This is a genomic window from Amycolatopsis sp. cg9 (genome assembly GCF_041346945.1).
Classification (GTDB): Bacteria; Actinomycetota; Actinomycetes; order Mycobacteriales; family Pseudonocardiaceae; genus Amycolatopsis.
Genome location: NZ_CP166850.1, coordinates 3,407,710 through 3,432,880, shown reverse-complemented (window position 1 = coordinate 3,432,880; position 25,171 = coordinate 3,407,710). Strand labels below are relative to the sequence as shown.

Genomic DNA, 25,171 nt, shown 5'->3' with positions numbered 1-25,171 from the left:
GCCCGGGGGTCACTCGGGTGGGTGATCATCTTCGCGATGATCGTCACAGCTGGCCGCGGATCGTCTCGTGCACGATCGGGGTCGGAGCCGGTGCTGACGAAGCGATCGTGAAGCCGCCCTCCAGCGCCGCCAAGGCGGCCGGGACCGCGTCCGGGGTGTCCGTGTGCAGCTCCAGCAGCGGCTCACCCTCGGTGACGGACGCACCGGGCTTGGCCAGGCACAGCACGCCCGCCGCGGCCTGGACCGGGTCCTCCTTGCGGGCCCGGCCCGCGCCCAGCCGCCACGCCGCGACACCCACCGCGTACGCGTCCAGCGAAGCCAGCACGCCCGAGGCCGGCGCGACCACCGTGTGGACGTGCGAAGGCGTCGGCAACGGCGCCGACGGGTCGCCGCCCTGGGCGGCGATCATCCGGCACCAGACCTCGTACGCCTCCCCCGAAGCCAGCACCGCGGCCGGGTCCGTGGAGATCCCGGCCAGCGCCAGCATCTCCCGGGCCAAGGCGAGCGTCAGCTCGACGACGTCCGACGGGCCACCGCCCTGCAACACGTCGACCGACTCCGCGACCTCCACCGCGTTGCCGACCGCCCGCCCGAGCGGCACGTTCATGTCGGTCAGCAGCGCCGTCGTCGGGACGCCGTGGTCGACACCGATCGAGGTCAGCGTCGACGCCAGCTCCCGGGCCTGGGAAAGCGTCTTCATGAACGCGCCCGACCCGAACTTCACGTCCAGGACCAGCCCGGACGCGCCCTCGGCGATCTTCTTGCTCATGATCGAGCTGGCGATCAGCGGGATCGACTCCACGGTCGACGTGACGTCCCGCAGTGCGTACAGCTTCTTGTCCGCCGGAGCCAGCCCCGACGTCGCCGCGCAGACCACCGCGCCGACGTCCTCGAGCTGCCGGGCGATCTCCGCGGTGGTCAGCGAAGCCCGCCAGCCAGGGATCGACTCCAGCTTGTCGAGCGTGCCGCCGGTGTGCCCGAGCCCGCGCCCGGACAGCTGCGGCACCGCCGCCCCGCACGCGGCCACGAGCGGCGCCAGCGGCAGCGTGATCTTGTCGCCGACCCCGCCGGTCGAGTGCTTGTCGACCGTCGGCCGGGAAACGGAAAGCGACAGCCGCTCCCCCGACGCGATCATCGCCCCGGTCCAGCGCGAGATCTCGCCGGAGTCCATGCCCCGCAAGAAGATCGCCATGGCCAGCGCCGACATCTGTTCTTCGGCCACCAGACCGCGCGTGTACGCGTCGACGACCCAGTCGATCTGCTCGTCCGAGAGCCGGCCGCCGTCCCGCTTGGCGCGGATGACGTCGACCGCGGCGAAGGCGGTCACGGCAGGTCGTCCGGGCCGAACGCGTCCGGCAGGACGTCCGACATCGGCAGGATCCCGCTGGGCGTGTCCACCAGGCACGCGGACCCGCCCAGCTCGAACAGGATCTGCCGGCAGCGCCCGCACGGCATCAGCAGGTCGCCCGCGCCGCTGCGGCACGCGACGGCGACCAGGCGGCCGCCGCCGGACAGCCGCAGCTGCCCGGCCATCGTGCACTCCGCGCACAGCCCGAGCCCGTAGGACGCGTTCTCGACGTTGCACCCGGTGACCACCCGCCCGTCGTCGACGATCCCGGCGACGCCCACGTGCAGACCCGAATAAGGCGCATACGCATGGGAGGCGGCGTCGATCGCCCGAGCGCGCAGCGCGTCCCAGTCCACAGAGGACACAGCAGGCATCAGTCCTCACCCCGCCGGTACGGCTGGCCGTCGGCCTTCGGCGGCCGCAGCCGCTGCGAAGCCACCGCCAGCACGATCAGCGTCACGAAGTGCGCGGTGTACGGGATCAGGTCCGACGGCAGCGTGTCGTTCGCCCAGTAGATCGCGTACAGCACGCCGGCCCCGACGACGCCGAGCCCGGCCGCGATCCACTGCCGCCGGAACAGCTGCACGACGACGATCACGCCGACCAGGATGACCGCGCCGTACAGCAGCGCGAGCACCGCTTCGCCACCGCCGGAGAGCTGCAGGCCGTCCGCGTAGCCGAACAGCGCCGCGCCGCCGAGCAGGCCGCCCGGCCGCCAGTTGCCGAAGATCATCGCCGCGAGGCCGATGTACCCGCGGCCGTTGGTCTGGTTCTCCAGGTAGTCCGCGCCGCCGCGCAGCAGCACCAGGGACGCGCCGCCCATCCCGGCGAAGGCGCCGGAGATCAGCATCGCGATGTACTTGTGCCGGTAGACGTTGACGCCGAGGGACTCCGCGGCCACCGGGTTCTCGCCGCACGAGCGCAGCCGCAGGCCGAAGCGCGTCCGCCAGAGCACCCAGAAGCTGACCGGGACCAGGATGATCGCGATCATCGTCAGCGGCGCCACCTCGGTGACCAGGCCGCGCAGGATGCCGGCGACGTCGGAGATCCCGACGCGCTGCTCCTTCTCCAGGTCGCCGAGCCAGTCCGAGAGGAACGTCGCCGAGTAGGTGTCGAACTTCGGCACCACCGGCGACTGCCGCGGGTTGCCCGACAGCGGCTCGAAGATCAGGTTCGCCAGGTACTTGGTGACGCCGAGGCCGAGCAGGTTGATCGCGACGCCGGAGACGATGTGGTTGACGTTGAACGTCACCGTCGCCACGGCGTGCAGCAGGCCGCCGAGCGCGCCGAAGACGAGCGCGGCCAGCAGCCCGGCCCACACCCCGCCGTAGTACGCGCCCCAGGCGGCGCCCCACGTGCCGAGGATCATCATGCCCTCGAGCCCGATGTTGACCACGCCCGCGCGTTCGGCCCAGAGGCCGCCGAGCGCGCAGAGCAGGATCGGCAGGGCCAGCCGCAACGCCGTCTGCGCGGTGTTCGACGACGTCAGCGCGGAGACGCCGGTGGAGTACGACGCCGTCGAGAGGACGGCGATGGCGATGACCGCCCAGATGACCCCGCGCAGCCAGCCCGGGATCCGGGACCGCTTGCGGCGCACCGGCATCGTGCCGGGGCTGCCCGCGTCGGGCCGGGAAACGTCGGTGACGGCCATCAGACGGCACCCCCTTCGGCGACCGTGGAACCCTTGCGGCCGGCGAGTGCCCGCCCGACCCGGCGTTGCTCCGCGGCCAGGTCGGCGCGCCGCACGATCTCGTACGCCACGACGACCGACAGCACGATGATGCCCTGCATGATCGTCGCGATCTCCTTGGACACGTTGATCTGCTCCAGCGACACCGCGGAGGTGTCGAGGAACGCCCACAGCAGCGCGCCGAGCGCGATGCCGCCGGGGTGGTTGCGGCCCAGCAGCGCGACCGCGATGCCGGTGAAGCCGTACATCTGGGTCGAGGTGATGCCGTAGCTGAAGTCGCGGCCGAGCAGTTCCGGCATCGCGACCAGGCCGGCGACACCGCCGGAGAGCAGCATCGCGATCAGCGTCATCTTCTTGGCGTTGACGCCGCCCGCGGCGGCCGCGGTGGTGGACTCGCCGGACGCCTTGAGCTCGAAGCCGAACCGGGTGCGGTTGAGCATGAACCAGTAGGCGCCGCCGATCAGCGCGGCGATGAAGACGAACCCGAACAGTGTGCCCGAGCCGAGCGGGATGCCCGGGATCCGGCCGGACGGCTCGATCACGCGGGTGCCGATGTTGTTGCCGGTCTGCACGCCGAACTGGTCGGCGTTGATGAGGAAGGCGATGATGCCGCCGACGATCGCGTTGAGCATGATCGTCGCGATCACCTCGCTCACCCCGCGGGTGACCTTGAGGATCGCCGGGATCGCCGCGTACGCCGCGCCGGCGACGACGGCCACGATGAGGATGACGAGCGTGTGGATGACCGGCGGCAGTTTCAAGGCGCCGCCGGTGATGGCCGCGACGACCGCGGCGAAGCGGTACTGACCCTCGACGCCGATGTTGAAGAGGTTCATCTGGAAGCCGATGGCCACCGCGAGCCCGGACAGGTAGTAGACCGTCGCCAGGTTCACCGTGTCGACCGCGGTGGAGCCCTTGAACATCTGGCCGATCATCGTGCCGTACGCGGTGAGCGGGTCGGCGCCGGAGATGATCAGCGCGATCGCCGACAGCAGCACGGCGAAGACGATCGCCAGCAGCGGCGGCAGCAGTTTCGTGCGCCAGGACGTCATTCTTGGTCACCCTCCCCCGCGCCGGTCATCGCGGAGCCCAGTTCCTGCGGGGTCACGGTGGCGGGGTCGGCCTCGCTGACGAGGCGCCCGCGCAGCATGACCCGGATCGTGTCGGACAGGCCGATCAGCTCGTCGAGGTCGGCGGAGATCAGCAGCACCGCGAGGCCGGCGGCGCGGGCCTGGCGGATCTGCTCCCAGATCAGCGCCTGCGCGCCGACGTCGACGCCGCGCGTGGGGTGCGAGGCCACCAGCAGCACCGGGTTGCCGGACAGCTCGCGCCCGACGATCAGCTTCTGCTGGTTGCCGCCCGAGAGCGCCGCGGCCGGGACGTCGATGCCCGGCGTGCGGACGTCGTAGTCGCGGACGATCCGCTCGGTGTCGGCGCGGGCGCCGGCGATGTCGAGCAACTGTCCTTTCGAGACCGGTTCGCGGGTCTGGTAACCCAGGATCCGGTTGACCCACAACGGTTGCTGGAGCAGCAGGCTGTGCCGCGTGCGGTCTTCGGCGATGTAGCCGATGCCGGCCTCGCGCCGGGCCAGCGTGCCCGCCTTCGTCAGATCGCGGGCCTTGCCGTCGGCGTCGACCAGTTCGATCGTGCCGCCGGACGGCTTGCGCATGCCCATGATGGTCTCGACGAGCTCGGTCTGCCCGTTGCCCTCGACGCCGGCGATGCCGAGCACCTCGCCCGCGCGCACGGTGAAGGTGACGTCGTCGAGCGCGTTGCGGTCGGAGCCCTCGGCGCCGAGCGTCAGGCCGGTCAGCCGCAGCACGTCCCGGTCGGTGACCGTGGACTCGCGGGTCTCCGGGCTGGGCAGCTCGGACCCGACCATCATCTCCGCGAGCTCGCGGGAGGTGATGGTCTTCGGGTCGGCGGTGCCGACCGTGGTGCCGCGCCGGATCACCGTGACGGTGTCGGCGATCGCGCGCACCTCGTCGAGCTTGTGCGAGATGAAGAGGAAGGTGTAGCCGTCGGCCTTCATCTCCCGGACGGTCGCGAACAGCGCGTCGACCTCCTGCGGCACCAGCACCGCGGTCGGCTCGTCCAGGATGATGATCTTCGCCCCGCGGTAGAGCACCTTGACGATCTCGACGCGCTGGCGGTCGGCGACGCCGAGCTCCTCCAGCAGCGTGTCCGGCTTCGCGTGCAGGCCGGTCCGCTCCGCGAGCTCGGCCAGCCGCGCGCGGGCGGCGCGGCCGATGCCGTGCAGGCCCTCGGCGCCGAGGAAGACGTTCTCGCCGACGGTGAGGTTGTCGGCCAGCATGAAGTGCTGGTGCACCATGCCGATGCCGGCCCGGATGGCGTCCTGCGGGTTGCGCAGCTTCACCTCGTCACCGTTGATCGCGATGGTGCCCTCGTCCGGCGGCTGCATGCCGTACAGGATCTTCATCAGGGTGGACTTGCCGGCGCCGTTCTCGCCACAGATGGCGTGCACCTCGCCGGCGGTGACGGTGAGGTTGACGTCGGAGTTGGCCACCACGCCGGGGAATCGCTTGGTGATCCCGGTCAGCTGGACGGCGGGCGCGCCCCGGTCGGGGACGGCTTCGGCCGGGGCCTCGGCAGTGCTCATGGGCGGGAGAATTCCATATCTCGTCTAAACGCGTGAGGGGCCCGGAGGAAAAAATCCTCCGAGCCCCGACGCGTAGTGAGCTACTTCTGCGGCTTGTCCGAGACGGTGATGGCACCCGAGATGATCTGGGCCTTGTAGCCGTCCAGAACGTCCTTGATGTCGTCGACCTTGCCACCGGAGGTGGCGTAGCCGACGCCGTCGACCTTGAGGTCGAACCGCTTCGGCAGGGTGGTCAGGTCGCCCTTGGCGAGCGCCTGCACGTAGTCGAAGACGGCGACGTCGACGCGCTTGAGCATGGACGTGATGATGACGTCCTTGTCGGCGGCGACGGTCTTCTGGTTGTACTGGTCGGAGTCGACACCGATGGCCAGCGCGTTGCCCGCCTTGGCGGCGTCGAACACACCCTTGCCGGAGGCGCCGGCGGCGTGGTAGATCACGTCCGCGCCCTTGGCGATCTCGGCCGCGGCCTTGACGTTGCCCTTCGCCGGGTCCTGGAACCCGGAGAAGTCACCGGCCGGGGTCAGGTAGTCGTCCTCGATCTTGATCTTGGACGAAACCGTCTTCGCGCCCTGCAGGAAGCCGGCCTCGAACTTCTGGATCAGCGGGGTGTTGACACCGCCGACGAAGCCGACGTGGCAGTTCTTGCTCTTGTACGCGGCGGCGACGCCGGCCAGGAACGAGCCCTGCTCCTCGGCGAAGACCAGCGGCGTCACGTTCGGGAGCGTGATCGAGTCGTCGTCGACGATCGCGAACTTGGTGTTCGGGTACTTGGCCGCGACGACCTTGACCGACGGCGCGTAGGCGAAGCCGACCGCGATGATCGGGTTGAGGCCGGAGGCGGCCATCTGGTCGAGGCGCTGCTGCTTGGCCGACTCGGCCTCGCTGGCGGACGCGGTGCTCTCGTTGACCGTGGTCACGCCGAGCTCGGCCTTCGCCTTGTCGGTGCCCGCGGCGGCGGCGTCGTTGAAGGACGCGTCACCCCGGCCGCCGACGTCGAACGCCAGGCCGATCTTCAGCTTGCTGCCGTCGACCTTCTCCCCGGCGGCCGTCGAGCTGCTCGCCGCGGCGGGCGCGGCGGGCGGCTTCTGCGCGGTGACGCAGTCGGAACCGCCCGAAGAGGCCGCGGTGTTGTTCGAGCTGCTACCACCGCTGGAGTCCTTGGCGCACCCGGCCAGGGCGAGCACCCCGGCCATGGCCGCGGCGGCCAGCGCGGTTCCACGCATGCGACGCAACGTGTTTCTCCCTCCCCGCTGATCCAGCGGATGGTCAAGGGCACGACCCGGCCCTACTGCCGGGTCGACCGCCAGACCGTACCCGGCGGACAGGAAAGCGCCATAGGAAAGGCACGCTACGTAACACAAACGTTTACTCACGAGTCGCACGCGCGACCGGACGAGCACCCACCGTGATCAAAAGGCTCACGGGGCGCGTTCTTTCGGCGGACTCCCGGGCTACGGGACGGCCGAAATGCCGTTTGCTGTCACTCAGTGTGCCAGGCCGACCGAGGAGTGGACCACCCCGATCACTCTGTGAGACGACGCTCCAACCGCTGCTCGTCCGAATCGTTCCAGTGCCGGTTCGGGCGATGCCACTCGATCGGGCGTCAGCCGAGCGGGCGAGCCGGCCTCCCACGACCGCGATGCGTCCACAGTGGACCCCGTGTGCTGTGACGGCGCCCACAACCGGTGTGCGCCCAGGTGTCTGGTCCATCACAGAGAGGAACCCGGAGGTGAGCCGTCCGTCCGGGTCGGGTCTAGCATCCTTTTCATCCACGCTCGATGACCCTTGATCTCGGCATTGCCGCCGTAGTCGTCCCAGGTGGACGACGACGATCAGTGCGGACCTCACCGGTCACCCGGGCACATAGTCAGACGTTGGAGGCCGTTCACCGATGTCCACCACGGCGAGCACTGCCACCGAGGCAGGGGCGAGCGATCGGGCGGGTGCCTCACGCCGGCAGGGAACCTTCTACCGGGGCGACCCCGGCATGTGGTCCTGGGTGCTGCACCGCATCACCGGCGTGCTCACATTCTTCTTCCTGTTCGTGCACGTGCTCGACACCGCGCTCGTGCGCGTGTCGCCGAACACCTACGACCAGGTCATCGAGACCTACAAGACCCCGATCGTCAACCTCCTCGAGGTCGGCCTCGTCGGCGCGGTCCTCTTCCACGCGCTCAACGGGATCCGCGTCATGCTGGTCGACTTCTGGTCGAAGGGCCCGAAGCTGCAGAAGGCGATGCTCTGGGTCATCGGCGTGGTCTGGGTCGTCGTGATGGTCCCCGGTGCCTTCTTCATGCTGAAGCGCACCGCCGAAACGCTCTTCGGGGGTAACTGACATGGCCGACCTCGCCCTCGCGAACCCCCGCGCGCCGAAGCGGCCCGCCGCCCGCCGGAGCAACTTCGAGCTCTACAGCTGGCTGTTCATGCGGATCTCCGGCCTGGCGCTGGTCATCCTGGTGCTCGGCCACCTGCTGATCATGAACATCCTCGACGGCGGTGTGCACCGGATCAACTGGGGCTTCGTCGCCGGCCGCTGGGCTTCGCCGTTCTGGCAGTTCTGGGACCTGGCCATGCTCTGGCTGGCCGAGATCCACGGCGGCAACGGCCTGCGCACCATCATCGACGACTACGCGCGCAAGGACAGCACGCGGTTCTGGCTGAAGATCGTGCTGTACGTCTCGATGGTGCTGATCCTGGCCGTCGGCACGATGGTGATCTTCACCTTCGACCCGAACATGCCCGCGAACTGACCCCCGGAGACCTCCCACCATGCAGTTCCACAAGTACGACGTGGTGATCGTCGGCGCCGGCGGCGCCGGGATGCGCGCGGCCATCGAGTCCGGCCAGCGCGCCCGCACCGCGGTCCTCACCAAGCTCTACCCGACCCGGTCCCACACCGGCGCGGCCCAGGGCGGCATGTGCGCCGCGCTGGCGAACGTCGAAGAGGACAACTGGGAGTGGCACACCTTCGACACGGTCAAGGGCGGCGACTACCTCGTCGACCAGGACGCCGCGGAGATCATGGCCAAGGAGGCCATCGACGCCGTCCTCGACCTGGAGAAGATGGGCCTGCCGTTCAACCGCACGCCCGAGGGCAAGATCGACCAGCGCCGCTTCGGCGGGCACACGCGTGACCACGGCAAGGCCGCGGTGCGCCGCGCCTGCTACGCCGCGGACCGCACCGGCCACATGATCCTGCAGACGCTGTACCAAAACTGCGTCAAGTACGGCACGGAGTTCTTCAACGAGTTCTACGTGCTCGACCTGATCACGTCGGAAGACGAGAACGGCAACCCGGTCGCCTCCGGCGTCGTCGCCTACGAGCTGGCCACCGGCGAGCTGCACGTCTTCCAGGCGAAGTCGGTCGTGTTCGCCACCGGCGGCGCGGGCAAGATCTTCAAGACGACGTCGAACGCGCACACCCTCACCGGTGACGGCCTCGGCATCATCTTCCGCAAGGGCCTGCCGCTGGAGGACATGGAGTTCTTCCAGTTCCACCCGACCGGCCTCGCGGGCCTGGGCATCCTGATCTCGGAAGCCGTCCGCGGCGAGGGCGGGATCCTGCGCAACGCGTCCGGCGAGCGGTTCATGGAGCGCTACGCCCCCACCATCAAGGACCTCGCGCCGCGCGACATCGTGGCGCGCTCGATGGTGCAGGAAGTGCTGCAGGGCCGCGGCTGCGGGCCGAACAAGGACTACGTCGTCCTCGACGTCACGCACCTGCCGGTCGAGGTCCTGGAGACCAAGCTGCCGGACATCACCGAGTTCTCCCGCACCTACCTGGGCGTCGACCCGGTCAAGGAGCCGGTGCCGGTGTTCCCGACCTGCCACTACGTGATGGGCGGCATCCCGACCAACGTCCACGGCGAAGCGCTGCGGGACAACGAGAACGTCATCCCCGGCCTGTACGCGGCGGGCGAGGTCGCGTGCGTGTCCGTGCACGGCTCGAACCGCCTGGGCACGAACTCGCTGCTGGACATCAACGTGTTCGGCCGCCGCGCCGGCATCGCGGCCGCGGAGTACGCGCTGGCGCACGAGCACGTCGAGCTGCCTTCGGACCCCACCAAGCTGGTCGAGGACCAGCTGGCGGGCCTGCTGTCGGAGCACGGTGACGAGCGCGTCGCCGACATCCGCAAGGAAATGCAGCAGACCATGGACTCGCACGCGTCGGTGTACCGGACCGAGGACACGCTGAAGCAGGCGCTGACCGACATCCAGGCGCTGAAGGAGCGGTACCAGCGGATCACCGTGTCGGACAAGGGCAAGCGCTACAACACCGACCTCCTCGAGGCCGTCGAGCTGGGCTTCCTGCTGGAGCTGGCCGAGGTCCTGGTGGTCGGCGCCCTGGCGCGCAAGGAGTCCCGCGGCGGCCACGCCCGCGAGGACTACCCGACCCGCGACGACACGAACTTCATGCGGCACACCATGGCCTACAAGCAGGGCTCGGGTCTGTCGTCCGACATCCGGCTCGACTACAAGCCGGTCACCTTCACCCGCTACGAGCCGATGGAGCGGAAGTACTGATGACTGCGGCAACCACTGAGGACGCTCCCGCTGCTTCGGACGAGCACACGCCGATCACCGTCACGCTGAAGATCCTGCGGTTCAACCCGGAGGTGGATTCGGAGCCGCACTGGGAGTCCTACGACGTCCCGGCGCAGCGCACCGACCGCCTCCTGAACCTGCTGTTCTACGTCAAGGACTACATCGACGGCACGTTCTCGTTCCGCCGCTCGTGCGCCCACGGCGTGTGCGGCTCGGACGCGATGCAGATCAACGGCATCAACCGGCTGGCCTGCAAGGTCCTGATGAAGGACCTGCTGTCGGCGTCCGGCAAGCCGACGACGATCACGATCGCCCCGATCAAGGGCCTGACGACGTTGAAGGACCTGTACGTCGACATGGACCCGTTCTTCGAGGCGTACCGCGCGATCAAGCCGTACCTGATCACGTACGGCAACGAGCCGACGCGGGAGCGCATCCAGTCCCAGGCGGACCGCGACCGGTTCGACGACACGACGAAGTGCATCCTTTGCGCGTGCTGCACTTCTTCGTGCCCGGTGTACTGGAACGACGGGTCTTACTTCGGGCCCGCGGCGATCGTGAACGCGCACCGGTTCATCTTCGACTCCCGGGACGAGGGGGCGGAGGAGCGGTTGGACATCCTCAACGATGGTGAGGGTGTTTGGCGCTGCCGGACGACGTTCAACTGCACGGACGCCTGCCCCCGCGGGATCCAGGTGACGAAGGCGATCCAGGAAGTGAAGCGCGCTCTGCTGTTCAAGCGCGTCTGAGCTTCCGCAACATCCGAAAAGGCCCTCCGGCGACTTCCGCCGGAGGGCCTTCTCGTCTTGCCGTCCCACTCGCGAACCGGCGGCCGGCAACGCAAGCCGACCACGACGTCACCAGACCTCCCCCGCCCCTCATACCAAGCCGCTCTTCAGTCGGCGGTCGGGTTTGTCAAGGCACGCTTTCCCGCCTTGACGAACCCGACCGGCGGCTGAGAATCCCACCGGAGGGGCGGGGGAGGTCGGACCCGCTCTCCCGCGCGGTCGAAGCCGCGGGAGAAAAGACAAAAACTGTCCTCGCCGGACGGGCAGGCTCTGGGATGACCACCCGTCCCGCTGTCCCCTCACCTTTTCGAGGTGGGCCGCTGGGTGGTCATCCCGTCGCCTGAACGAGGCCTATCACTTTGAGCCGGGCCCGCAAGCTTGCGCTGTCTTCTCGCGTTGAACTCTGTGTTGCGGGCCCGGCTCAAAGTGATTTGACGGCCTCAGGCGACGGGATGACCACGCAGCTCCTTTGTCGGGTGTTGCGTCAGCGCACCGCGTCCAGGGCGTTTACCAGGCCGTGGCCGTAGTACGAGTTGTTCTTCGCCGGGCCCGTGCACTCCGTCTCCGTCGATGCGCACTTCACCGCGTCGGCCTCGCCCGTCAGCACGCGGGCCAGCAGCGAAGGCGGCAACCCGCGGAACCGGGAAGCCAGCAGTGCCGCCACCCCAGCCGCGTGCGGGGATGCCATCGATGTGCCGCACTTGGCGCCGTACGCGCCGCCGAACACCGTCGACAGCGGGCACGACGGGCCCTCGCCGGCCGGTGGGGTCTGGATGAAGTCGCCGCCCGGGGCCGTCACGTCGATCTCGCCGTAGTTGCTGAACGACGACTTCGTGCCCGCGTAGCCCACCGACGACACCTTCACCACGCCGTCGATCGCCTTCGGCAGGATGCCGCAGGACGAGTCGACCGGGTGGGGGCGGTTCGGGTCCGTCGTCTGCTTGGTCGTGTCGAAGCCCGAGTTGCCCGCTGCCGACACGTTCAGGACGCCGTGGCGGGTCGAGAACTCGATCGCGCGGCGGACGGCCTCGTACGCCGCCGCGTCGCCCGGCTCGCGGGAGCAGAAGAACATGCCCGGGTCGATGTAGTAGCTGTTGTTCGTCACCGGGAAGCCGTGCTTGGCGGCCCACACGAAGCCGCAGACCGCCGACTCCGGGAAGATGTAGCCCTCGTCGTTCACGACCTTCACCGAGGCCAGCTTGACGCCCGGGGCGATGCCCGTGAAGCCCGCCGCCTGGTCCTTGCCCGCGATCGTGCCCGCCACGTGCGTTCCGTGGTCGGACGTCGTCGGGGCCCACGCCGCCGGGGCGGTGTCCGGCGCGCCCGTGATGCAGCCGGCCGACGCCGAAGCCGAGACGGCCGCCTTCAGCGCCGGGTGCGTCGCGTCGATGCCCGAGTCGAGCACGCCGACGGTCACCGAAGAGCTGCCCTGGTACTTCTTGTTGGCCTCGGGCGCGTGGATCGCCTTCATGTCCCACTGCTGCGCCGACACGTCACCGGCCGCGGCGACCGACCGCGTGTCCTCCAGCGTCTTCACCGCACCGAGTGAACGGGCCGCGGCACCCGAAGTGGAAGCCACGTCCTTGCCACCCGAGTAGGCCCGGTAGACGCCGATCTTCTGCTGGAAGTCCGCGTTGCGCGAGCTGGCGATCGCGACGCCGATCTCCGCGTAGTACGCGACCTTCGTGCCGCACTTGGCCGCCAGTTCCTTGTCGACGGCCGACGCGCGCGTGCCCGGCTGGTACGTCACCACGTAGGTGTACGGCGTGCTCGTCGTGTCGCAGGCGACCGGTGCGGCCTCCGCGGCCGGGGCCGCCGCGAACAGGCCGCCCCCGACGGCCAGCACGAGCGGGGCCGCCATTCGGCGTAAACGGGACATTCCACCTCCAGAGTCGGTGGCGCCAACCTAAACCGGCCCCGGGGACCGCGCCACCGACCAAAGTCAGGAGGACGCGCGCGTGCGCACCCCGCGCCAGCCCAGCACGCCGATGATCGTGCCCAGCACGAACGAGACGACGGTCAGCACGGCGTGCACGACGAAGTACGCGGTCGGCGAGCCGTCGGGCGCCCACGCCCGGTCGCTCTCCCACAGGTTCTTGGCGAACGTGATCCAGATGATCCACGACCACACGCCGAAGGCCAGCAGGAACAGCGAGGTTCGTCGGGAAAGGCGCATGCCCCTGAGTATGCGCCGACGGCCGCGGCGCTAGATTGCGTGGGTGCACTCCGCTGTCTCCCGGTCGCTCAAGGTCTTCACGACGACGCTCGCCGCCGCCCTCCTGGCCCTGGGCACCCCGGTCACCGCGGGCGCGGCGCCGCAGCAGCAGGGCCAGTGCGCGAACCACCTCGCTCCCCCGCCGCCGGTCGACACGTCGGAGAAGCCCGCGCCCGGCAAGCAGGCCCCGGCGCCGCTGGCCGTGCCCGCCGCCCCGGTCGGCGGCCCGCGGATGGCCGAGTGCGGCCTGATCACCCCGGACGGCGCGCTCAACCCGCCGGACGGCAACACCGCGGCGTCCTGGCTGGTGCAGGACCTCGACAGCGGCGCGGTCGTCGCGGCGAAGGACCCGCACGCCCGGCAGCGGCCCGCGTCGCTCATCAAGACGCTGCTCGCGCTCGTCGTCGTCACGCAGCTGAACCCGCAGCAGGTGCTCGTCGCGACGAAGGAGGACGCCGAGCAGGAGTGCACCTGCGTCGGCCTCGTCGCCGGCGGCCAGTACACGGTCGACCAGCTGCTCCACGGCCTGCTGATGCACTCGGGCAACGACGTCGCGCACGCGCTGGCGACCGCGCTCGGCGGGGTCGACTCCGCGGTGGCGAAGATGAACGCGCTGGCGGCCCGCATCGGCGCGCTGGACACGCGGGCCGCGACGCCGTCGGGCCTCGACGGGCCGGGCATGTCGACGTCGGCCTACGACCTCAGCCTGATCTTCCACTACGCGATGAAGCAGCCCGAGTTCGCGAAGGTCGTCGCGACGAAGAACTTCGAGATCCCGCCGGCCGGCGGCAAGCCCGCGATCCCGGTCTTCAACGACAACAAGCTGCTGGGCGTCTACCCCGGCTTCCTCGGCGGCAAGACCGGCTTCACCGACGACGCCCGCCACACCTACGTCGGCGCCGCGCAGCGCAAGGGCAAGCGGCTCGCGGTCGTGATGCTGCGCGCCGAGCAGAAGCCGACGAAGGTGGTCGACCAGGCGGCGAAGCTGCTCGACTACGGCTTCGCACTGGAAGACGACCGCGCCGAGCAGGTCGGGCAGATCACCTACCAGGCGCCGTCGACCGACGCGCCCGGCAGCGACCCGTCGGTGCTGGCCGACGGCGGCACCGGCAACAGCGGAACGTCCACGGCCGCCTCGGCCGAGGACGACCCGTTCGGCGTCACCGGCTGGATCATCACGCTGGTCGTGTTCCTGATCATCGTCGGCGGGTTCGCCGTCGGGCACCAGCGCAAGAAGGCCGCGAACTAGCGGAACCCGGGCCCGGGTTCCGGGGTCACCCGGTCGGTCGCGATCGCGCCGCCGCAGTGCCCGCAGGCGACGAACGTCTCGGCGATCTCGCCGCAGTCGTTGTGCCGCAACAGGATCGGTGGCCCCTCCGGCCCGGCGAGGTGCCGGTCGCCCCACTGCATCAGCGTGACGACAGCGCCGAAGAGGTCGCGCCCGGCCGGGGTCAGCCGGTATTCGGGCACCGGGTCCACGCGGTCGAGCACACCGGCGTCGACGAGGGTCTTCAGCCGGGCGGACAACGTCGGGCGCGGGATCGAGAGCGTGCGCGCGAACTCGCCGTAGCGGCGCACGCCGAAGAACGCCTCCCGCAGGATGAGCAGGCTCCACCGCTCGCCGACCAGGTCGAGCGCGCGCCCGACGGAGTCCGCGGTGAACCGGTGGCCGAGGTCGGTCACAGCTGCTCCGTGCGGGCCGGGACCCCCAGGAGCAGCTTCCCCGACAGCTCGAAGCTGGCCGGGTTCACCTGGAAGTGGGCGGTGGCGGTGTGGGCGTCGCGGAACCGGCGCTGCAGCGGGGAAGTCTCGTAGATCGCGGCGCCGCCACCGAGGTCGTACATGCTTTCGGCGACCTTCGCGGCGGTGCGCGTGACGTGCGTGGCGGCGAGGCGCAGGCCCAGCTTGAGCGCGTCCGGCACCGGTTCGGTGCCCTGCGCGGCCTGCCAGGCGTCGTCGATGCTGGCGTAGAAGAACAGCCGCGCCGCGCGCAAAGCGGCTTCGGCCTCCGCGACGGCGGCCTGGGTCTGGGACCGTTCGGCCAGCGACCGGCTGGAGCCGAGCGGTTTCCGCGTGGCGGCCAGCTCGACGAGGTCGTCGATCGCGCCGCGCGCGTTGCCCAGCGCGGCCGCGGCGACGGACAGCGCGAAGAAGCCGAAGAGCGGGAACCGGTGCAGCGCACCGGCTTCCGGCGGCGGGCCGCCCATGACCGAGAAGACGCGGTGGTCCGGGACGAACAGCGCGTCGGCGACGCAGTCGTGGCTGCCGGTGCCGCGCAGGCCGTTCGTGTGCCAGGTGTCGAGCACGGCGATCCCGGTCTTCGGCAGCGCGGCGACGTAGAGCTGTCCTTCGTGGACGAACCCGGCGAAAAGCCAGTCGCAGTGCGGGATCCCGCTGCAGAACGCCCACCGGCCCGACACGGTGTACCCGCCGTCGACCTTTTCACCGGTGCCGCGCGGCGCCCAGACCCCGGCGGCGACGGTGCGCGGGTCGCCGAAGACCTCTTCGGCGCACTTCCGCGGGGCGTACGCCGACAGCAGGCTGCTCGTCACGGCGATCGAGACGCACCAGCCGGCCGACGCGTCGCCGCGCGCGACCGTCTCCGCGGTTTCGAGGCTGACGGCGGGCGGCGCTTCGGGCCCGCCGAGGTGGCCGGGGACGCCGCTGCGCAGGAGCTGGGCGTCGGTCAGCTTCGCGACGAGCTCGGCCGGCAGCGCGCGGTCCCGCTCGGTGACCGGCGCGAGCGTCTTGGCGAGCGCGGCGCACTCGCGGGCGGCGTCCAGCATGAAACCCCCCGGTTCAGATTTCTTACCGGTTCAGTTTCTTTACCGACCCACCCGCTGTCAAGGCTTGCGGCGGCCCCCGAACCACGCGAGCAGCGCCCCGGCGCCGAACGCGCCCGCAACGGCGCCGAGGCCCGGCCCGCGCTGCACGGTGACGCTCTGCTCGAGCCGCACCGGCGGCGGGGGCTCGACGATCTTGCGCTGGTTCTCCTTCGCCGTCGCGGTCCACGCCGTCACGAGCAGCAGGAAGCGGGAGACGAGGTTCGCGAACACCAGCAGGCCGATGACCGGCCCGAACAGCGCGAACGCCGGCGACTTCGTCACGCTGGCGAGGTAGAAGGTGGCGGCCTGCTGCAGGATGACGAACCCGACGGCGGCGAACGCGGCGCCCTTCACGGCGCTGCGCAGGGCGACGCGCTCGCGGGGCAGCCGCGCGATCACCCAGAGGAAGACGAGGGTGTTGGCGGCCAGGCCGAGCACGATGGTCGCGCCGCGGAGCAGGACGATCGCCCAGGTCTGCTGCTCGAGCCCGACGAGCTCGAGCAGGAACTGCCCGACCCCGCCGCCGACCGCGGTCAGCGCGAACGAAACGACCAGCGCCACGCCGAGCCCGACCAGCGCGACGAGGTCCTTGGCGGTCTGCTTGACGAACGGCTGCGGCTGCTTCTCCTGGCCCCACTGCGCGGTGAGCGCGTCACGCAGGTTCGCCATCCAGCCGATGCCGGAGTAGAGGGCGATGAGCAGACCGAAGATCCCGACCCCGCCACCGGACTTGAGCGCGGCGTCCACGATGCCCTTGACCAGGCTGCGCAGGCCTTCGGGGACGGAGTTGTTGATGCTGTCGGAGATCTGCTTGATGATCGCCGGGTCGTTGTTGACGACCAGCCCGACCACGGCGAAGGCGACCATCAGCAGCGGGATGACCGACAGCACGCTGAAGTAGGTGATCGCGGCGGCGTAGTGGTTGCCGTACCGCTCGGTGAAGGCGTCGTTGGCGCGGATCAGGTGATCGAGCCACGGGTACTTCCTGCGCAGGCGCGGCAGGAGCTTTTCCTTCTCTTCGTTCGCCACTGTGAAACGCTAACCACGCCCGGTGACTCCTGCAACGCGAGCGGCTCAGGTGAGGGAGGTTCGCAGCGCTTCGTAGGCGTCCGCACCGGCCAGGACCCGCGCCCGGCGGCTCGCGGCGAACGCCTCGACGGCTGCATAGCTCCGGTCGAGTTCGGCGCTGCTCAACGGGGTCGCCGTCTCGATTTCCGACGGGCCGCGCGCCTCGAAGCGGCGGCGGGCCAGTTCGCGGCCGGGGAGCAGCACGAACTCGTGGAACGCGGCGCCCGTTTCGTCGGCCAGCGCTTCGAGCCGCTCGGCGAAACCCGGGCGGGCCAGGAGCTGCGGCACCACGACGTCGTGACCCGCGCTCAGGTGCGTGCGCGCGGCGGCGACCGCGATGTCCCGGGCCAACGGACCCGCCTCACCGGGATTCGCGCGCCAGCCGCCGAGCATCGCCCGGACCCGGTCGACGTCCAGCGCCAGGGCCGGCGGGTGGTCGTCGGCGTAGCGCCGGGCGAGCGTCGACTTGCCGCTGCCCGGCGGGCCGTTGAGCAGGATCAGCTTCACCGCACCGGCGGCAGGAACCCGATCCGCTGGTAGGTCTTGGCCAGCGTCTTCGACGCCACCTCGCGGGCGCGCTCGGCACCGGCGGCGAGGACCTTGTCCAGCTCCGCGACATCGTCCAAATAGGACTTGACGCGCTCCTGGATCGGCGTGACCCACTCGACGAACACCTCGCCGAGGTCCTTCTTGAGGTCGCCGTAACCCTTGCCTTCGTAGGCGGCTTCGAGGTCCGCGATCGTCCGCTCGGTGAGCGCCGAGTAGATGGTCAGCAGGTTCGAGACGCCCGCCTTGTTCTCGGCGTCGAACTTGACCTCGCGGCCGGTGTCGGTGACCGCCGAGCGGATCTTCTTCGCCGAGCGCTTCGGGTCTTCGAGCAGCTCGACGAGACCGTTCGCGGTGGACGCCGACTTGCTCATCTTGCTCGTCGGGTCCTGCAGGTCGTAGATCTTCGCGGTGTCCTTGATGATGAACGGCTCGGGCACGACGAAGGTCTTGCCAAGGCGGTTGTTGAAGCGCTGCGCGAGGTCGCGCGTGAGCTCCAGGTGCTGGCGCTGGTCCTCACCGACCGGGACGGCGTCGGCCTGGTACAGCAGGATGTCCGCGGCCTGCAGGATCGGGTAGGTGAAGAGGCCGACGCTGGAGCGGTCGGAACCCTGCTTGGCGGACTTGTCCTTGAACTGCGTCATCCGGCCGGCCTCACCGAAGCCGGTCTGGCATTCGAGCACCCAGCTCAGCTGCGCGTGCTCCGGGACGTGGCTCTGCACGAACAGGGCGCTGCGCTGCGGGTCGATGCCGATCGCGAGCAGCTGCGCGGCCGAGACGCGGGTGCGCTGCCGCAGCACCTTCGGATCCTGCTCGACGGTGATCGCGTGCAGGTCGACCACGCAGTAAAAGGTCTCGTGCGTGTCCTGCATCCGCACCCACTGGCGCAGGGCACCGAGGTAGTTCCCGAGGTGGAACGAGTCGGCGGTGGGCTGGATCCCCGACAGGACCCGCGGACGGCGTGCGGCTGCGACGGTCTGCTCTTCGGACACGCCGAGATTCTTTCAGGCCGGGCGAGGAGGTGGGCGCCGAGGTCCCTCGGAGGGCGGGTGGCGCGGCAGCTCAGGGGCGTGGAGGGTGGCGCCGGCGGGTCGGCGGCTGGCGCGGCGGCGGCTCGACAGCTGGGCGGCTCGACGGCTCGGACGAGCAGATCCGCGCGACCAGTCAGGCGACTGGCCGGCCCGCTCGAGGCTCGGCGGCTCGGCAGGCCGGCCCACGCAGCGAGGCAGGCGGGCGGGTGCACCAGTGCGGCGCAGGTTCAGCGGGGCGCGCTCGGCAGCTCGGACGAGCAGATCCGCGCGACCAGTCAGGCGACTGGCCGGCCCGCTCGAGGCTCGGCGGCTCGGCAGGCCGGCCCACGCAGCGAGGCAGGCGGGCAAGCGGACCAGTGCAGCGCAGGTTCAGCGGGGCGCGCTCGGCAGCTCGGACGAGCAGATCCGCGCGACCAGTCAGGCGACTGGCCGGCCCGCTCGAGGCTCGGCGGCTCGGCAGGCCGGCCCACGCAGCGAGGCAGGCGGGCAAGCGGACCAGTGCAGCGCAGGTTCAGCGGGGCGCGCTCGGCGGCTCGGGCCCGCAGGTCCGCGCGGTGAGTGGCTCAGCGGACGAGGCCGACTCCGCGGCGGGCGCCCGCCAGCGCGGGCAAGTGAGCGACCTCAGCGGCGCGGGCAGCCGGAAGCGCGTGGGCCCAGCCGACGGGTCAGGCCTGCGGGTGCTGGGTGAGGAACGGGCGGGTCGGCGTCGCGTCGGGCTCGCCGAGGACGGCTTCCGCCATGGCCGTTACCGGGCCGGGGGGTTCGGGGGTGGCCGGGGCGGCCTCGGCGACGCGGTTCTTGCGGCGCTGGCGCAGCACACCCAGTGTCATGCCGACGATGCCGAGCGCGACCGCGACCAGGCCCACCGGGCCGAGCACGCCGAAGCTCTCCGCGGTCGTTTCGGCCTGTGCGGTCGTCGTGACGTCGGCGAACGCGCTGCCGCCACCCGCGATGAGCAGGGTGGCCGGGACCAGCGCGACCACCGCGGCCGCGCGGAAGCCGCGCAGCGTGGACCGCAACAGGAGATGACCTGGGTTGCGCACCGGAGTGCCTCCCGCGATTGACGAGCGAAACGCTCACCCATACGAGTGAGACATTGCGTGTTGCTGGTCAAAAAGCTACCGAGCGTGTCAAGGCCTGCCGGCCCGATCGGCTCGGGGGCCGAGACTAGCGCCCAACCGGGAACACGGTCCGGGCACCCCTGCGGTTCACTCCAACCGCCCAAGAGGGTGTTGCGGAAGACGGAACGCTCACACTCAAAGTAGAGCCTGACTGATTCGTGTCCACCGACCTGTCACCCATTCGTCTCAACAACGGCTCACGCTGTGCCATTCGCCGCAGCGTCCGCTGCTCCGATCGCGTCGTCTTATTCGGAAAACTTTTCACTCAATAGTGATTGGTCTATACCTCTTGGAGTAGCCCATTCGGCTCGGTCGGACCGCGCACGACCGGCGTGATCAAGAGGAGTCCCGAATGCCGATTACCCGGTTCTTGAAGCGCACCGCAGTGGCGGTGAGCGCGCTCGCCGCGGCGGCCGCCGCCGTCGTGCTCCCGGCCACGACCGCGTCCGCCGCGGCCGACGCCTCGTTCGTCGTCAGCGAAGCCCAGTTCAACCAGATCTTCCCGAACCGCAACAGCTTCTACTCCTACAGCGGCCTGACCGACGCGCTGTCGGCCTACCCCGGCTTCGCCAACACCGGCGACGACACGGTCAAGAAGCAGGAAGCCGCCGCGTTCCTGGCCAACGTCAACCACGAGACCGGCGGGCTCGTCTACATCGTCGAGCAGAACACCGCGAACTACCCGCACTACTGCGACGCGAGCCAGCCCTACGGCTGCCCGGCCGGCCAGGCCGCCTACTACGGCCGCGGTCCGATTCAGCTCAGCTGGAACTTCAACTACAAGGCCGCGGGCGACGCGCTCGGCATCGACCTGCTCGGCAACCCGTACCAGGTCGAGCAGAACTCGGCCGTCGCGTGGAAGACCGGGCTCTGGTACTGGAACACCCAGACCGGGCCGGGCACCATGACGCCGCACGACGCGATGGTCAACCAGCGTGGGTTCGGCGAGACCATCCGCAGCATCAACGGGTCGATCGAGTGCAACGGCGGCAACCCCGCCCAGGTGCAGAGCCGGATCGACAAGTACACCCAGATCACCGGGATCCTCGGGGTCCCGACCGGCGGCAACCTGTCCTGCTGAGCCGGGCGCGGCGAGAAGGGCCTTCCCGGTGCACTGCCGGGGAGGCCCTTTTCGCGGTCACGCCTGGGGATCGAGGTGGCCCCGCAGCTTGCGCAGGACTGTCCAGCAGGCCCAGCTCCGGTCCGGACAGCAGTTCGGAGACGTTCGCGGTGTGCTCGGTCATCGCGGCGTCGGGTCGAGGTCGGGGCGTTCACGGTGCCCAGCCGACACGACCGCGTCGACGGCGTACTCGGTTCGACCCCCGACACGATGACCCTGCTCGCGGACGCTCCGCAGACCGGCGGGCGGCTGAGCACGAACCGCGCGTCCCTCGGCCGCGGGCGCGACGGGGCGACGCCGCACTCCCACACCTCGTCGGACCGGCGAGTGTTCACGCCCGGCGTCGAGCGCTTCGAGTACTTCCGGATGATCGACCGGATCCGGCGGGCGAGGCGTCACCGGCGGAGGTCCTGGCGTCGCAGGACCGGTTCGACAACCACTTCGTGGACAGCGCGGCCTAGATGTCGTAGGTCGCGGTGACCGGCGCGTGGTCGGACCAGCGCTGGTCGTACGTGGCCGCGCGCTCGACCACGACTTCGACGACCTTCTCGGCGAGACCCGGCGTCGCGAGCTGGCAGTCGATGCGCCAGCCGGAGTCGTTGTCGAAGGCCTGGCCGCGGTAGGACCACCAGGTGTAGGGGCCGGGGCCTTCGGGGTCGAGCCGGCGCTGGACGTCGGTGTAGCCCGCCTCGGTGTAGACCCGGCCGAGCCACTCGCGTTCCTCGGGCAGGAAGCCGGAGTTCTTGCGGTTGCCGCGCCAGTTCTTCAGGTCGACGGTGTCGTAGGCGATGTTCCAGTCGCCGACGACCACGACCTCGCGCCCGGCCGCGGCGGCCTTCGCCCGCAGCTCGACGAGGTAGGGCAGGAACGCCGCCATGAAGCGCTCCTTCTCGTCCTGGCGTTCGGTGCCGACGTCCCCGCTGGGCAGGTAGAGGCTCGCGACCACGACGTTCGGCAGGTGGACCTCGAGGTAGCGCCCGCTGTCCTCGAACTCGGGCTCCCCGAAGCCGACGCGCACCTCCTCGGGCTCGATGCGGCTGTACACGGCGACACCGTTGCGCCCCTTGACGGCCGACGGTGCGTGCGCCGTGAACCACCCTTCGGGCTCGACGACCGACGCGGGGAGCTGCTCCGCGGTGGCGCGCACCTCTTGGCAGCAGACGACGTCGGCTTCGGTGGCGGCGAGCCATTCGACGAAGCCCTTTTTGGCGGCGGCGCGGAGGCCGTTGACGTTCACGGTGGAGACGGTCAGCACCTGCTGCACGCTACCGGCCGGAACTCGCGTGCCCGCCGGTGGCCGCTCTGCCAGACTGCCGGGCATGGGTGAGCTGACGGTTCTCGGCAGCTGCGGCGGGTTTCCGGAGCCCGGACGGGCGTGCGCGGGATTCCTGTTGTCGCACAACGGGTTCCGCGTCGTCCTCGACCTCGGCTACGGCGCGGCGTCGCGCCTGTTCGCCCACGGGCTGCCCGACGCCGTGGTGGTGACGCACGAGCACCCGGACCACCTCGCGGACGTGAGCGCGCTCGGGCGAGCCTGGTACTACACGGTCCAGGAGCCGCACGGTTCGACGCGCCGGCTTCCGCTGCACTGCACGCCCGGCACCGTCCGGCGCCTGGCGGCGATGGAGCCGCGGCCGCACCCGGAGCAGCTGTTCGAGGTGCACGACCTCGGCGCACCGGCCGACCTCGGACCGTTCCGCCTCACGACGCACGAGCTGCCGCACTACGTGCCGAACTTCGGCGTGCGGCTGACGGCGCCCGGGCTCACGGTGGCGTACACCGGGGACACGGGACCGTCGCCGGTGTTGGCCGACCTCGGCCGCGACGCGGACCTGTTCATCTGCGACGCCACCCTCCGCACCCCACCGGCGGAGGGAGAGCCCCGGTTCTTGATGACCGCGGCAGAGGCGGGCCACTGGGCGGAGCGCGCCGGAGCACGCCGCTTACTGTTGACCCACTTCTGGCCGGACACCGACCGCGCGGCGGCGGCCGCCGAGGCACGCGCCGAGTTCGGCGGCGAGGTGCTGGTCGCGGAGGAGGACGCGACCTTCACGCTCTGACGGCCACGGGTCCGGGCCCTGGCACGGCTCGCGGTGGCCGGTCCAGGCTCTCGCACGGCCCGCGGCGGTGGCCCCTGGCACGGCTCGCAGCGGCGAGGGTGCTGCCGCACCACGCCTCGGCCGAGCACCGACGGGACATCTCGGCTCGCGTCCGCTGCCGCCCAAGGCAGGCGCGGGAGAACCTGCCCCCACCCAAGCGCGGCCCGGGAAACCCCCGGCGGAACCCGCCCTCTCTGACGGCGCGGGACCGGCCCGGCCCACACGGCTCGCGGTGGCAAGTCCGGCCTGTCGCGGGCGGACCACGCCCTCCCCGCCATCCGGCAGGCCGCAGGAGTCCCGCGGTGGCAAGTCCAGCTCCACGCGAACGGAACACGCCGTCCGGCAGGCCGGAGGAGTCTCGCCGCCGTGCTCAGACCCCCGTCCGAGCACATCCCCTAGCTCCACTCCGCCGGCCCCGGCGCCCGCGGAACTCCCCCTGGAGACCCCGCGGACACCCGCCTCAGCCCATGCCGCATTCAGTTGTCGCCCGCCCCCGGGACGTCGCCGCCACCTCCGCTCACCTGCGTTTTCCGACTCCCCGAGTTCTACCAGCGACCACCGACAAAAACCGCGCCTTGACGACCGAAGCTACGGTCATTAGCTTTAAAGCTATGCCAAGTAGCCAACCCGATGTCCCCTAGAGCGGGGCTGACCACCACCGCCGTGGTCGGCCTGGCCCTCGAGATCGTCGACGACTCCGGTGCCGACGCCCTGACCCTCGCCAAGGTCGCGGAACGCGCCGGCGTGGCCGCGCCCTCGCTGTACAAGCACGTCAAGAACCTCGCCGACCTGCGCCGGCTCATCGACCTCACGGTCGTCCAGGAGATGGCCGAAGCGCTGCGGACCGCCGCCACCGGGCGTGAAGGCGCGGCCGCGGTCCGCGCCCTCGCCGACGCCTACCGCGCCTACCTGCACCGCCACCCGCACCGCACCAACGCGCTGACGACCGCGCCCGACGAAACGGACACCGAGCTCAGCCGGGCCACCCACGCCGTCGCCGAGGTCGTCTTCGCCGTGCTCAGGCCGTTCGGCTTCGACCACGTCCAGGCCGTTCACGCCACCCGCTGCATCCGCGCGGCCGTGCACGGCTTCGCCGGGCTCGAAGCGTCCGGCGGCTTCGGGCGGCCCGAAGACGTCGACCAGAGCTTCGAAGTCCTCAAATCCATGCTCGTCCAAGGCCTCACGAACTACGCGGAGAAACCATGAGCTTCATCCTCGCCGTGCTCCTCTTCACCGTCGGGCTGGGCGTGCTCGACGCCCGCTTCCCCTGGACGGAGGCCCGCAGATGATCGCCGGCCACTTCGGGCTGGCCGCCGCCGTCAAGGCGGGCCGGCCGTCGATCCCCGTCTGGACGCTCATGCTCGCCACCGCCTGGCTCGACGTCGTGTTCGTGCCGCTCTACCTGAGCGGCGTCGAGACGGTCGACGGCGCGGGCTACGGCGGCGGCGTCATCCACGCCGACTACACGCACTCGCTCGTCGGCGCGCTCGTGCTCGCCGCCCTCTTCGGCGCGGTCGCGAGCCGCTGGCTCGGCCGGGAAGCCGGGCTCGTCCTCGGCGGAGTCGTGTTCTCGCACTGGCTGCTCGACCTGGTCGTGCACCGCGCCGACCTGCCGATCCTGCCCGGCAACGCCGGTGACCTGCCCACGTTCGGCTTCGGGCTCTGGCGGCTGCCCGCCGTCTCGGCCGTCGTCGAACTGCTGGTGCTGGCCGTCGGCATCGGCCTTTACTGGCGCGCCGCCGCGAAGCGCGATCCGAAGCGCGCTCGCACGCTCGGCCTGTCGGCCGCGGCGTTCGGTGTCGCCACGCTCGCGGCCGACCTGCTCGGCGTCTGACGGATCAGCAGGTGGAGCCCTCGACGGGCTGGGTGAACGCGGCCGCCACCCACTTGTCGTCGGCGACCTTGCGGAAGCCGTTCTGCACGCCCGGCAAGGCGTCGAACTGGGCGTCGCGGAGGTACTTGCCGACGATCTTGGCGTTGCCGTCCGCCGTTTCGCGGGCGTTCAGGACGTCCGCGGTCACGGTCACCTTGCAGCCGGTGGCCGAAGCGCCCGAAGCCTGCTTGCCCGTGTTCATGGCGTACACGACGATGACCAGGACGATGGCGCCCAAGATGATCAGAGTCTTCTTCGACATGCCTTCCTCCAACCCGCGAG

The 25,171-nt window shown here is 70.5% G+C and carries 24 protein-coding genes and 1 pseudogene; 9 read left to right on the top strand and 16 right to left on the bottom strand.

What is annotated here, in order from left to right:
• Positions 1-43: 43 nt before the first annotated feature.
• From AB5J73_RS16545 to AB5J73_RS16520, 6 genes are all read right to left on the bottom strand, one after another.
• Complete coding sequence (locus AB5J73_RS16545; protein ID WP_370970550.1) at positions 44-1,327, bottom strand: thymidine phosphorylase; 1,284 nt, start codon at positions 1,325-1,327, stop codon at positions 44-46.
• Positions 1,324-1,722, bottom strand: a complete 399-nt coding sequence (locus AB5J73_RS16540; RefSeq protein WP_370970549.1) for a cytidine deaminase — start codon at positions 1,720-1,722, stop codon at positions 1,324-1,326. The genes AB5J73_RS16545 and AB5J73_RS16540 overlap by 4 nt, the downstream gene beginning before the upstream one ends.
• A complete protein-coding gene (locus tag AB5J73_RS16535) occupies positions 1,722-2,951 on the bottom strand; it encodes an ABC transporter permease (RefSeq protein WP_370973191.1) in 1,230 nt (409 codons plus the stop codon). Before AB5J73_RS16535 ends, AB5J73_RS16540 begins: the two co-directional genes overlap by 1 nt.
• 47 nt (positions 2,952-2,998) lie before the next feature.
• Positions 2,999-4,090 carry an ABC transporter permease gene (locus AB5J73_RS16530; RefSeq protein ID WP_370970548.1) on the bottom strand — a complete coding sequence of 364 codons (1,092 nt, stop codon included), beginning with the start codon at positions 4,088-4,090 and terminating at the stop codon, positions 2,999-3,001.
• A complete protein-coding gene (locus AB5J73_RS16525) occupies positions 4,087-5,658 on the bottom strand; it encodes an ABC transporter ATP-binding protein (protein WP_370970547.1) in 1,572 nt (523 codons plus the stop codon). The genes AB5J73_RS16530 and AB5J73_RS16525 overlap by 4 nt, the downstream gene beginning before the upstream one ends.
• Positions 5,659-5,738: 80 nt before the next feature.
• Positions 5,739-6,881: a BMP family protein gene (locus AB5J73_RS16520; protein ID WP_370970546.1), complete on the bottom strand. Its 1,143-nt coding sequence runs from the start codon at positions 6,879-6,881 to the stop codon at positions 5,739-5,741.
• A 668-nt stretch (positions 6,882-7,549) separates the two neighbouring features.
• Between AB5J73_RS16520 and sdhC the strand changes: the two genes are divergently transcribed.
• The 4 genes from sdhC to AB5J73_RS16500 are packed head-to-tail and all read left to right on the top strand — an operon-like array spanning position 7,550 to position 10,952.
• Complete coding sequence (gene sdhC / locus AB5J73_RS16515) at positions 7,550-7,993, top strand: succinate dehydrogenase, cytochrome b556 subunit (protein ID WP_370970545.1); 444 nt, start codon at positions 7,550-7,552, stop codon at positions 7,991-7,993.
• Position 7,994: 1 nt separating this feature from the next.
• Positions 7,995-8,408 (top strand): succinate dehydrogenase hydrophobic membrane anchor subunit, encoded by a 414-nt coding sequence (locus tag AB5J73_RS16510; RefSeq protein ID WP_086861783.1) that lies wholly within the window; start codon positions 7,995-7,997, stop codon positions 8,406-8,408.
• 19 nt (positions 8,409-8,427) lie between these two features.
• On the top strand, positions 8,428-10,182 hold the full coding sequence (sdhA, locus tag AB5J73_RS16505; RefSeq protein ID WP_370970544.1) for a succinate dehydrogenase flavoprotein subunit: 1,755 nt from the start codon (positions 8,428-8,430) through the stop codon (positions 10,180-10,182).
• Positions 10,182-10,952, top strand: a complete 771-nt coding sequence (locus AB5J73_RS16500; RefSeq protein WP_370970543.1) for a succinate dehydrogenase iron-sulfur subunit — start codon at positions 10,182-10,184, stop codon at positions 10,950-10,952. The genes sdhA and AB5J73_RS16500 overlap by 1 nt, the downstream gene beginning before the upstream one ends.
• Before the next feature lie 523 nt (positions 10,953-11,475).
• Here AB5J73_RS16500 and AB5J73_RS16495 read toward each other — a convergent pair.
• Positions 11,476-12,870 (bottom strand): S8 family serine peptidase, encoded by a 1,395-nt coding sequence (locus AB5J73_RS16495; protein WP_370970542.1) that lies wholly within the window; start codon positions 12,868-12,870, stop codon positions 11,476-11,478.
• A gap of 63 nt (positions 12,871-12,933) precedes the next feature.
• A complete protein-coding gene (locus AB5J73_RS16490) occupies positions 12,934-13,167 on the bottom strand; it encodes an SCO4848 family membrane protein (protein WP_370970541.1) in 234 nt (77 codons plus the stop codon).
• Positions 13,168-13,210: 43 nt separating this feature from the next.
• On the opposite strand from AB5J73_RS16490, the gene AB5J73_RS16485 reads away from it, so the two are divergent.
• Positions 13,211-14,455, top strand: a complete 1,245-nt coding sequence (locus AB5J73_RS16485; RefSeq protein WP_370970540.1) for a D-alanyl-D-alanine carboxypeptidase family protein — start codon at positions 13,211-13,213, stop codon at positions 14,453-14,455.
• Here the strand turns inward: AB5J73_RS16485 and AB5J73_RS16480 are convergent.
• The 6 genes from AB5J73_RS16480 to AB5J73_RS16455 all read right to left on the bottom strand — a co-directional run bounded on the left by AB5J73_RS16480 (position 14,452) and on the right by AB5J73_RS16455 (position 19,695).
• Positions 14,452-14,889 (bottom strand): helix-turn-helix domain-containing protein, encoded by a 438-nt coding sequence (locus AB5J73_RS16480; protein ID WP_160700278.1) that lies wholly within the window; start codon positions 14,887-14,889, stop codon positions 14,452-14,454. The genes AB5J73_RS16485 and AB5J73_RS16480 overlap by 4 nt on opposite strands.
• Complete coding sequence (locus AB5J73_RS16475) at positions 14,886-15,992, bottom strand: acyl-CoA dehydrogenase family protein (RefSeq protein ID WP_370970539.1); 1,107 nt, start codon at positions 15,990-15,992, stop codon at positions 14,886-14,888. The genes AB5J73_RS16480 and AB5J73_RS16475 overlap by 4 nt, the downstream gene beginning before the upstream one ends.
• A 57-nt stretch (positions 15,993-16,049) precedes the next feature.
• Positions 16,050-17,060: an inner membrane protein YhjD gene (yhjD, locus tag AB5J73_RS16470; protein ID WP_370970538.1), complete on the bottom strand. Its 1,011-nt coding sequence runs from the start codon at positions 17,058-17,060 to the stop codon at positions 16,050-16,052.
• A 45-nt stretch (positions 17,061-17,105) separates the two neighbouring features.
• On the bottom strand, positions 17,106-17,606 hold the full coding sequence (locus tag AB5J73_RS16465) for an AAA family ATPase (RefSeq protein ID WP_370970537.1): 501 nt from the start codon (positions 17,604-17,606) through the stop codon (positions 17,106-17,108).
• Complete coding sequence (gene trpS / locus AB5J73_RS16460; protein ID WP_370970536.1) at positions 17,603-18,637, bottom strand: tryptophan--tRNA ligase; 1,035 nt, start codon at positions 18,635-18,637, stop codon at positions 17,603-17,605. The genes AB5J73_RS16465 and trpS overlap by 4 nt, the downstream gene beginning before the upstream one ends.
• A gap of 704 nt (positions 18,638-19,341) precedes the next feature.
• Complete coding sequence (locus AB5J73_RS16455) at positions 19,342-19,695, bottom strand: hypothetical protein (RefSeq protein WP_370970535.1); 354 nt, start codon at positions 19,693-19,695, stop codon at positions 19,342-19,344.
• Positions 19,696-20,260: 565 nt separating this feature from the next.
• Here AB5J73_RS16455 and AB5J73_RS16450 point away from each other — a divergent pair.
• Positions 20,261-20,878 (top strand): annotated as a pseudogene (locus AB5J73_RS16450) (chitinase); the annotation flags it as partial.
• A gap of 496 nt (positions 20,879-21,374) precedes the next feature.
• Here the strand turns inward: AB5J73_RS16450 and AB5J73_RS16445 are convergent.
• Positions 21,375-22,181 carry an exodeoxyribonuclease III gene (locus AB5J73_RS16445; protein ID WP_370970534.1) on the bottom strand — a complete coding sequence of 269 codons (807 nt, stop codon included), beginning with the start codon at positions 22,179-22,181 and terminating at the stop codon, positions 21,375-21,377.
• Between the two features lie 55 nt (positions 22,182-22,236).
• Here AB5J73_RS16445 and AB5J73_RS16440 point away from each other — a divergent pair, with 55 nt between their 5' ends.
• The 3 genes from AB5J73_RS16440 (at position 22,237) to AB5J73_RS16430 (ending at position 24,850) form a co-directional block, all read left to right on the top strand.
• On the top strand, positions 22,237-22,977 hold the full coding sequence (locus tag AB5J73_RS16440; protein ID WP_370970533.1) for an MBL fold metallo-hydrolase: 741 nt from the start codon (positions 22,237-22,239) through the stop codon (positions 22,975-22,977).
• A 669-nt stretch (positions 22,978-23,646) separates the two neighbouring features.
• On the top strand, positions 23,647-24,222 hold the full coding sequence (locus tag AB5J73_RS16435; protein WP_370970532.1) for a TetR/AcrR family transcriptional regulator: 576 nt from the start codon (positions 23,647-23,649) through the stop codon (positions 24,220-24,222).
• 79 nt (positions 24,223-24,301) lie between these two features.
• Complete coding sequence (locus AB5J73_RS16430) at positions 24,302-24,850, top strand: permease (RefSeq protein WP_370970531.1); 549 nt, start codon at positions 24,302-24,304, stop codon at positions 24,848-24,850.
• A 4-nt stretch (positions 24,851-24,854) separates the two neighbouring features.
• Here the strand turns inward: AB5J73_RS16430 and AB5J73_RS16425 are convergent, their stop codons facing one another.
• Positions 24,855-25,151, bottom strand: coding sequence for a hypothetical protein (locus tag AB5J73_RS16425; protein WP_086858088.1), 297 nt, complete (start codon positions 25,149-25,151; stop codon positions 24,855-24,857).
• Positions 25,152-25,171: the final 20 nt, after the last annotated feature.

Coding starts and splice junctions, on each gene's coding strand:
- AB5J73_RS16540 (WP_370970549.1), bottom strand. CDS start 1,722: ATGCCTGCTGTGTCCTCTGTGGACTGGGACGCGCTGCGCGCTCGGGCG.
- AB5J73_RS16535 (WP_370973191.1), bottom strand. CDS start 2,951: ATGCCGGTGCGCCGCAAGCGGTCCCGGATCCCGGGCTGGCTGCGCGGG.
- AB5J73_RS16430 (WP_370970531.1), top strand. CDS start 24,302: ATGATCGCCGGCCACTTCGGGCTGGCCGCCGCCGTCAAGGCGGGCCGG.
- AB5J73_RS16495 (WP_370970542.1), bottom strand. CDS start 12,870: ATGTCCCGTTTACGCCGAATGGCGGCCCCGCTCGTGCTGGCCGTCGGG.
- AB5J73_RS16520 (WP_370970546.1), bottom strand. CDS start 6,881: ATGCGTGGAACCGCGCTGGCCGCCGCGGCCATGGCCGGGGTGCTCGCC.
- AB5J73_RS16530 (WP_370970548.1), bottom strand. CDS start 4,090: ATGACGTCCTGGCGCACGAAACTGCTGCCGCCGCTGCTGGCGATCGTC.
- AB5J73_RS16490 (WP_370970541.1), bottom strand. CDS start 13,167: ATGCGCCTTTCCCGACGAACCTCGCTGTTCCTGCTGGCCTTCGGCGTG.
- AB5J73_RS16500 (WP_370970543.1), top strand. CDS start 10,182: ATGACTGCGGCAACCACTGAGGACGCTCCCGCTGCTTCGGACGAGCAC.
- AB5J73_RS16525 (WP_370970547.1), bottom strand. CDS start 5,658: ATGAGCACTGCCGAGGCCCCGGCCGAAGCCGTCCCCGACCGGGGCGCG.
- AB5J73_RS16440 (WP_370970533.1), top strand. CDS start 22,237: ATGGGTGAGCTGACGGTTCTCGGCAGCTGCGGCGGGTTTCCGGAGCCC.
- AB5J73_RS16425 (WP_086858088.1), bottom strand. CDS start 25,151: ATGTCGAAGAAGACTCTGATCATCTTGGGCGCCATCGTCCTGGTCATC.
- sdhA (WP_370970544.1), top strand. CDS start 8,428: ATGCAGTTCCACAAGTACGACGTGGTGATCGTCGGCGCCGGCGGCGCC.
- AB5J73_RS16510 (WP_086861783.1), top strand. CDS start 7,995: ATGGCCGACCTCGCCCTCGCGAACCCCCGCGCGCCGAAGCGGCCCGCC.
- AB5J73_RS16475 (WP_370970539.1), bottom strand. CDS start 15,992: ATGCTGGACGCCGCCCGCGAGTGCGCCGCGCTCGCCAAGACGCTCGCG.
- sdhC (WP_370970545.1), top strand. CDS start 7,550: ATGTCCACCACGGCGAGCACTGCCACCGAGGCAGGGGCGAGCGATCGG.
- AB5J73_RS16435 (WP_370970532.1), top strand. CDS start 23,647: ATGTCCCCTAGAGCGGGGCTGACCACCACCGCCGTGGTCGGCCTGGCC.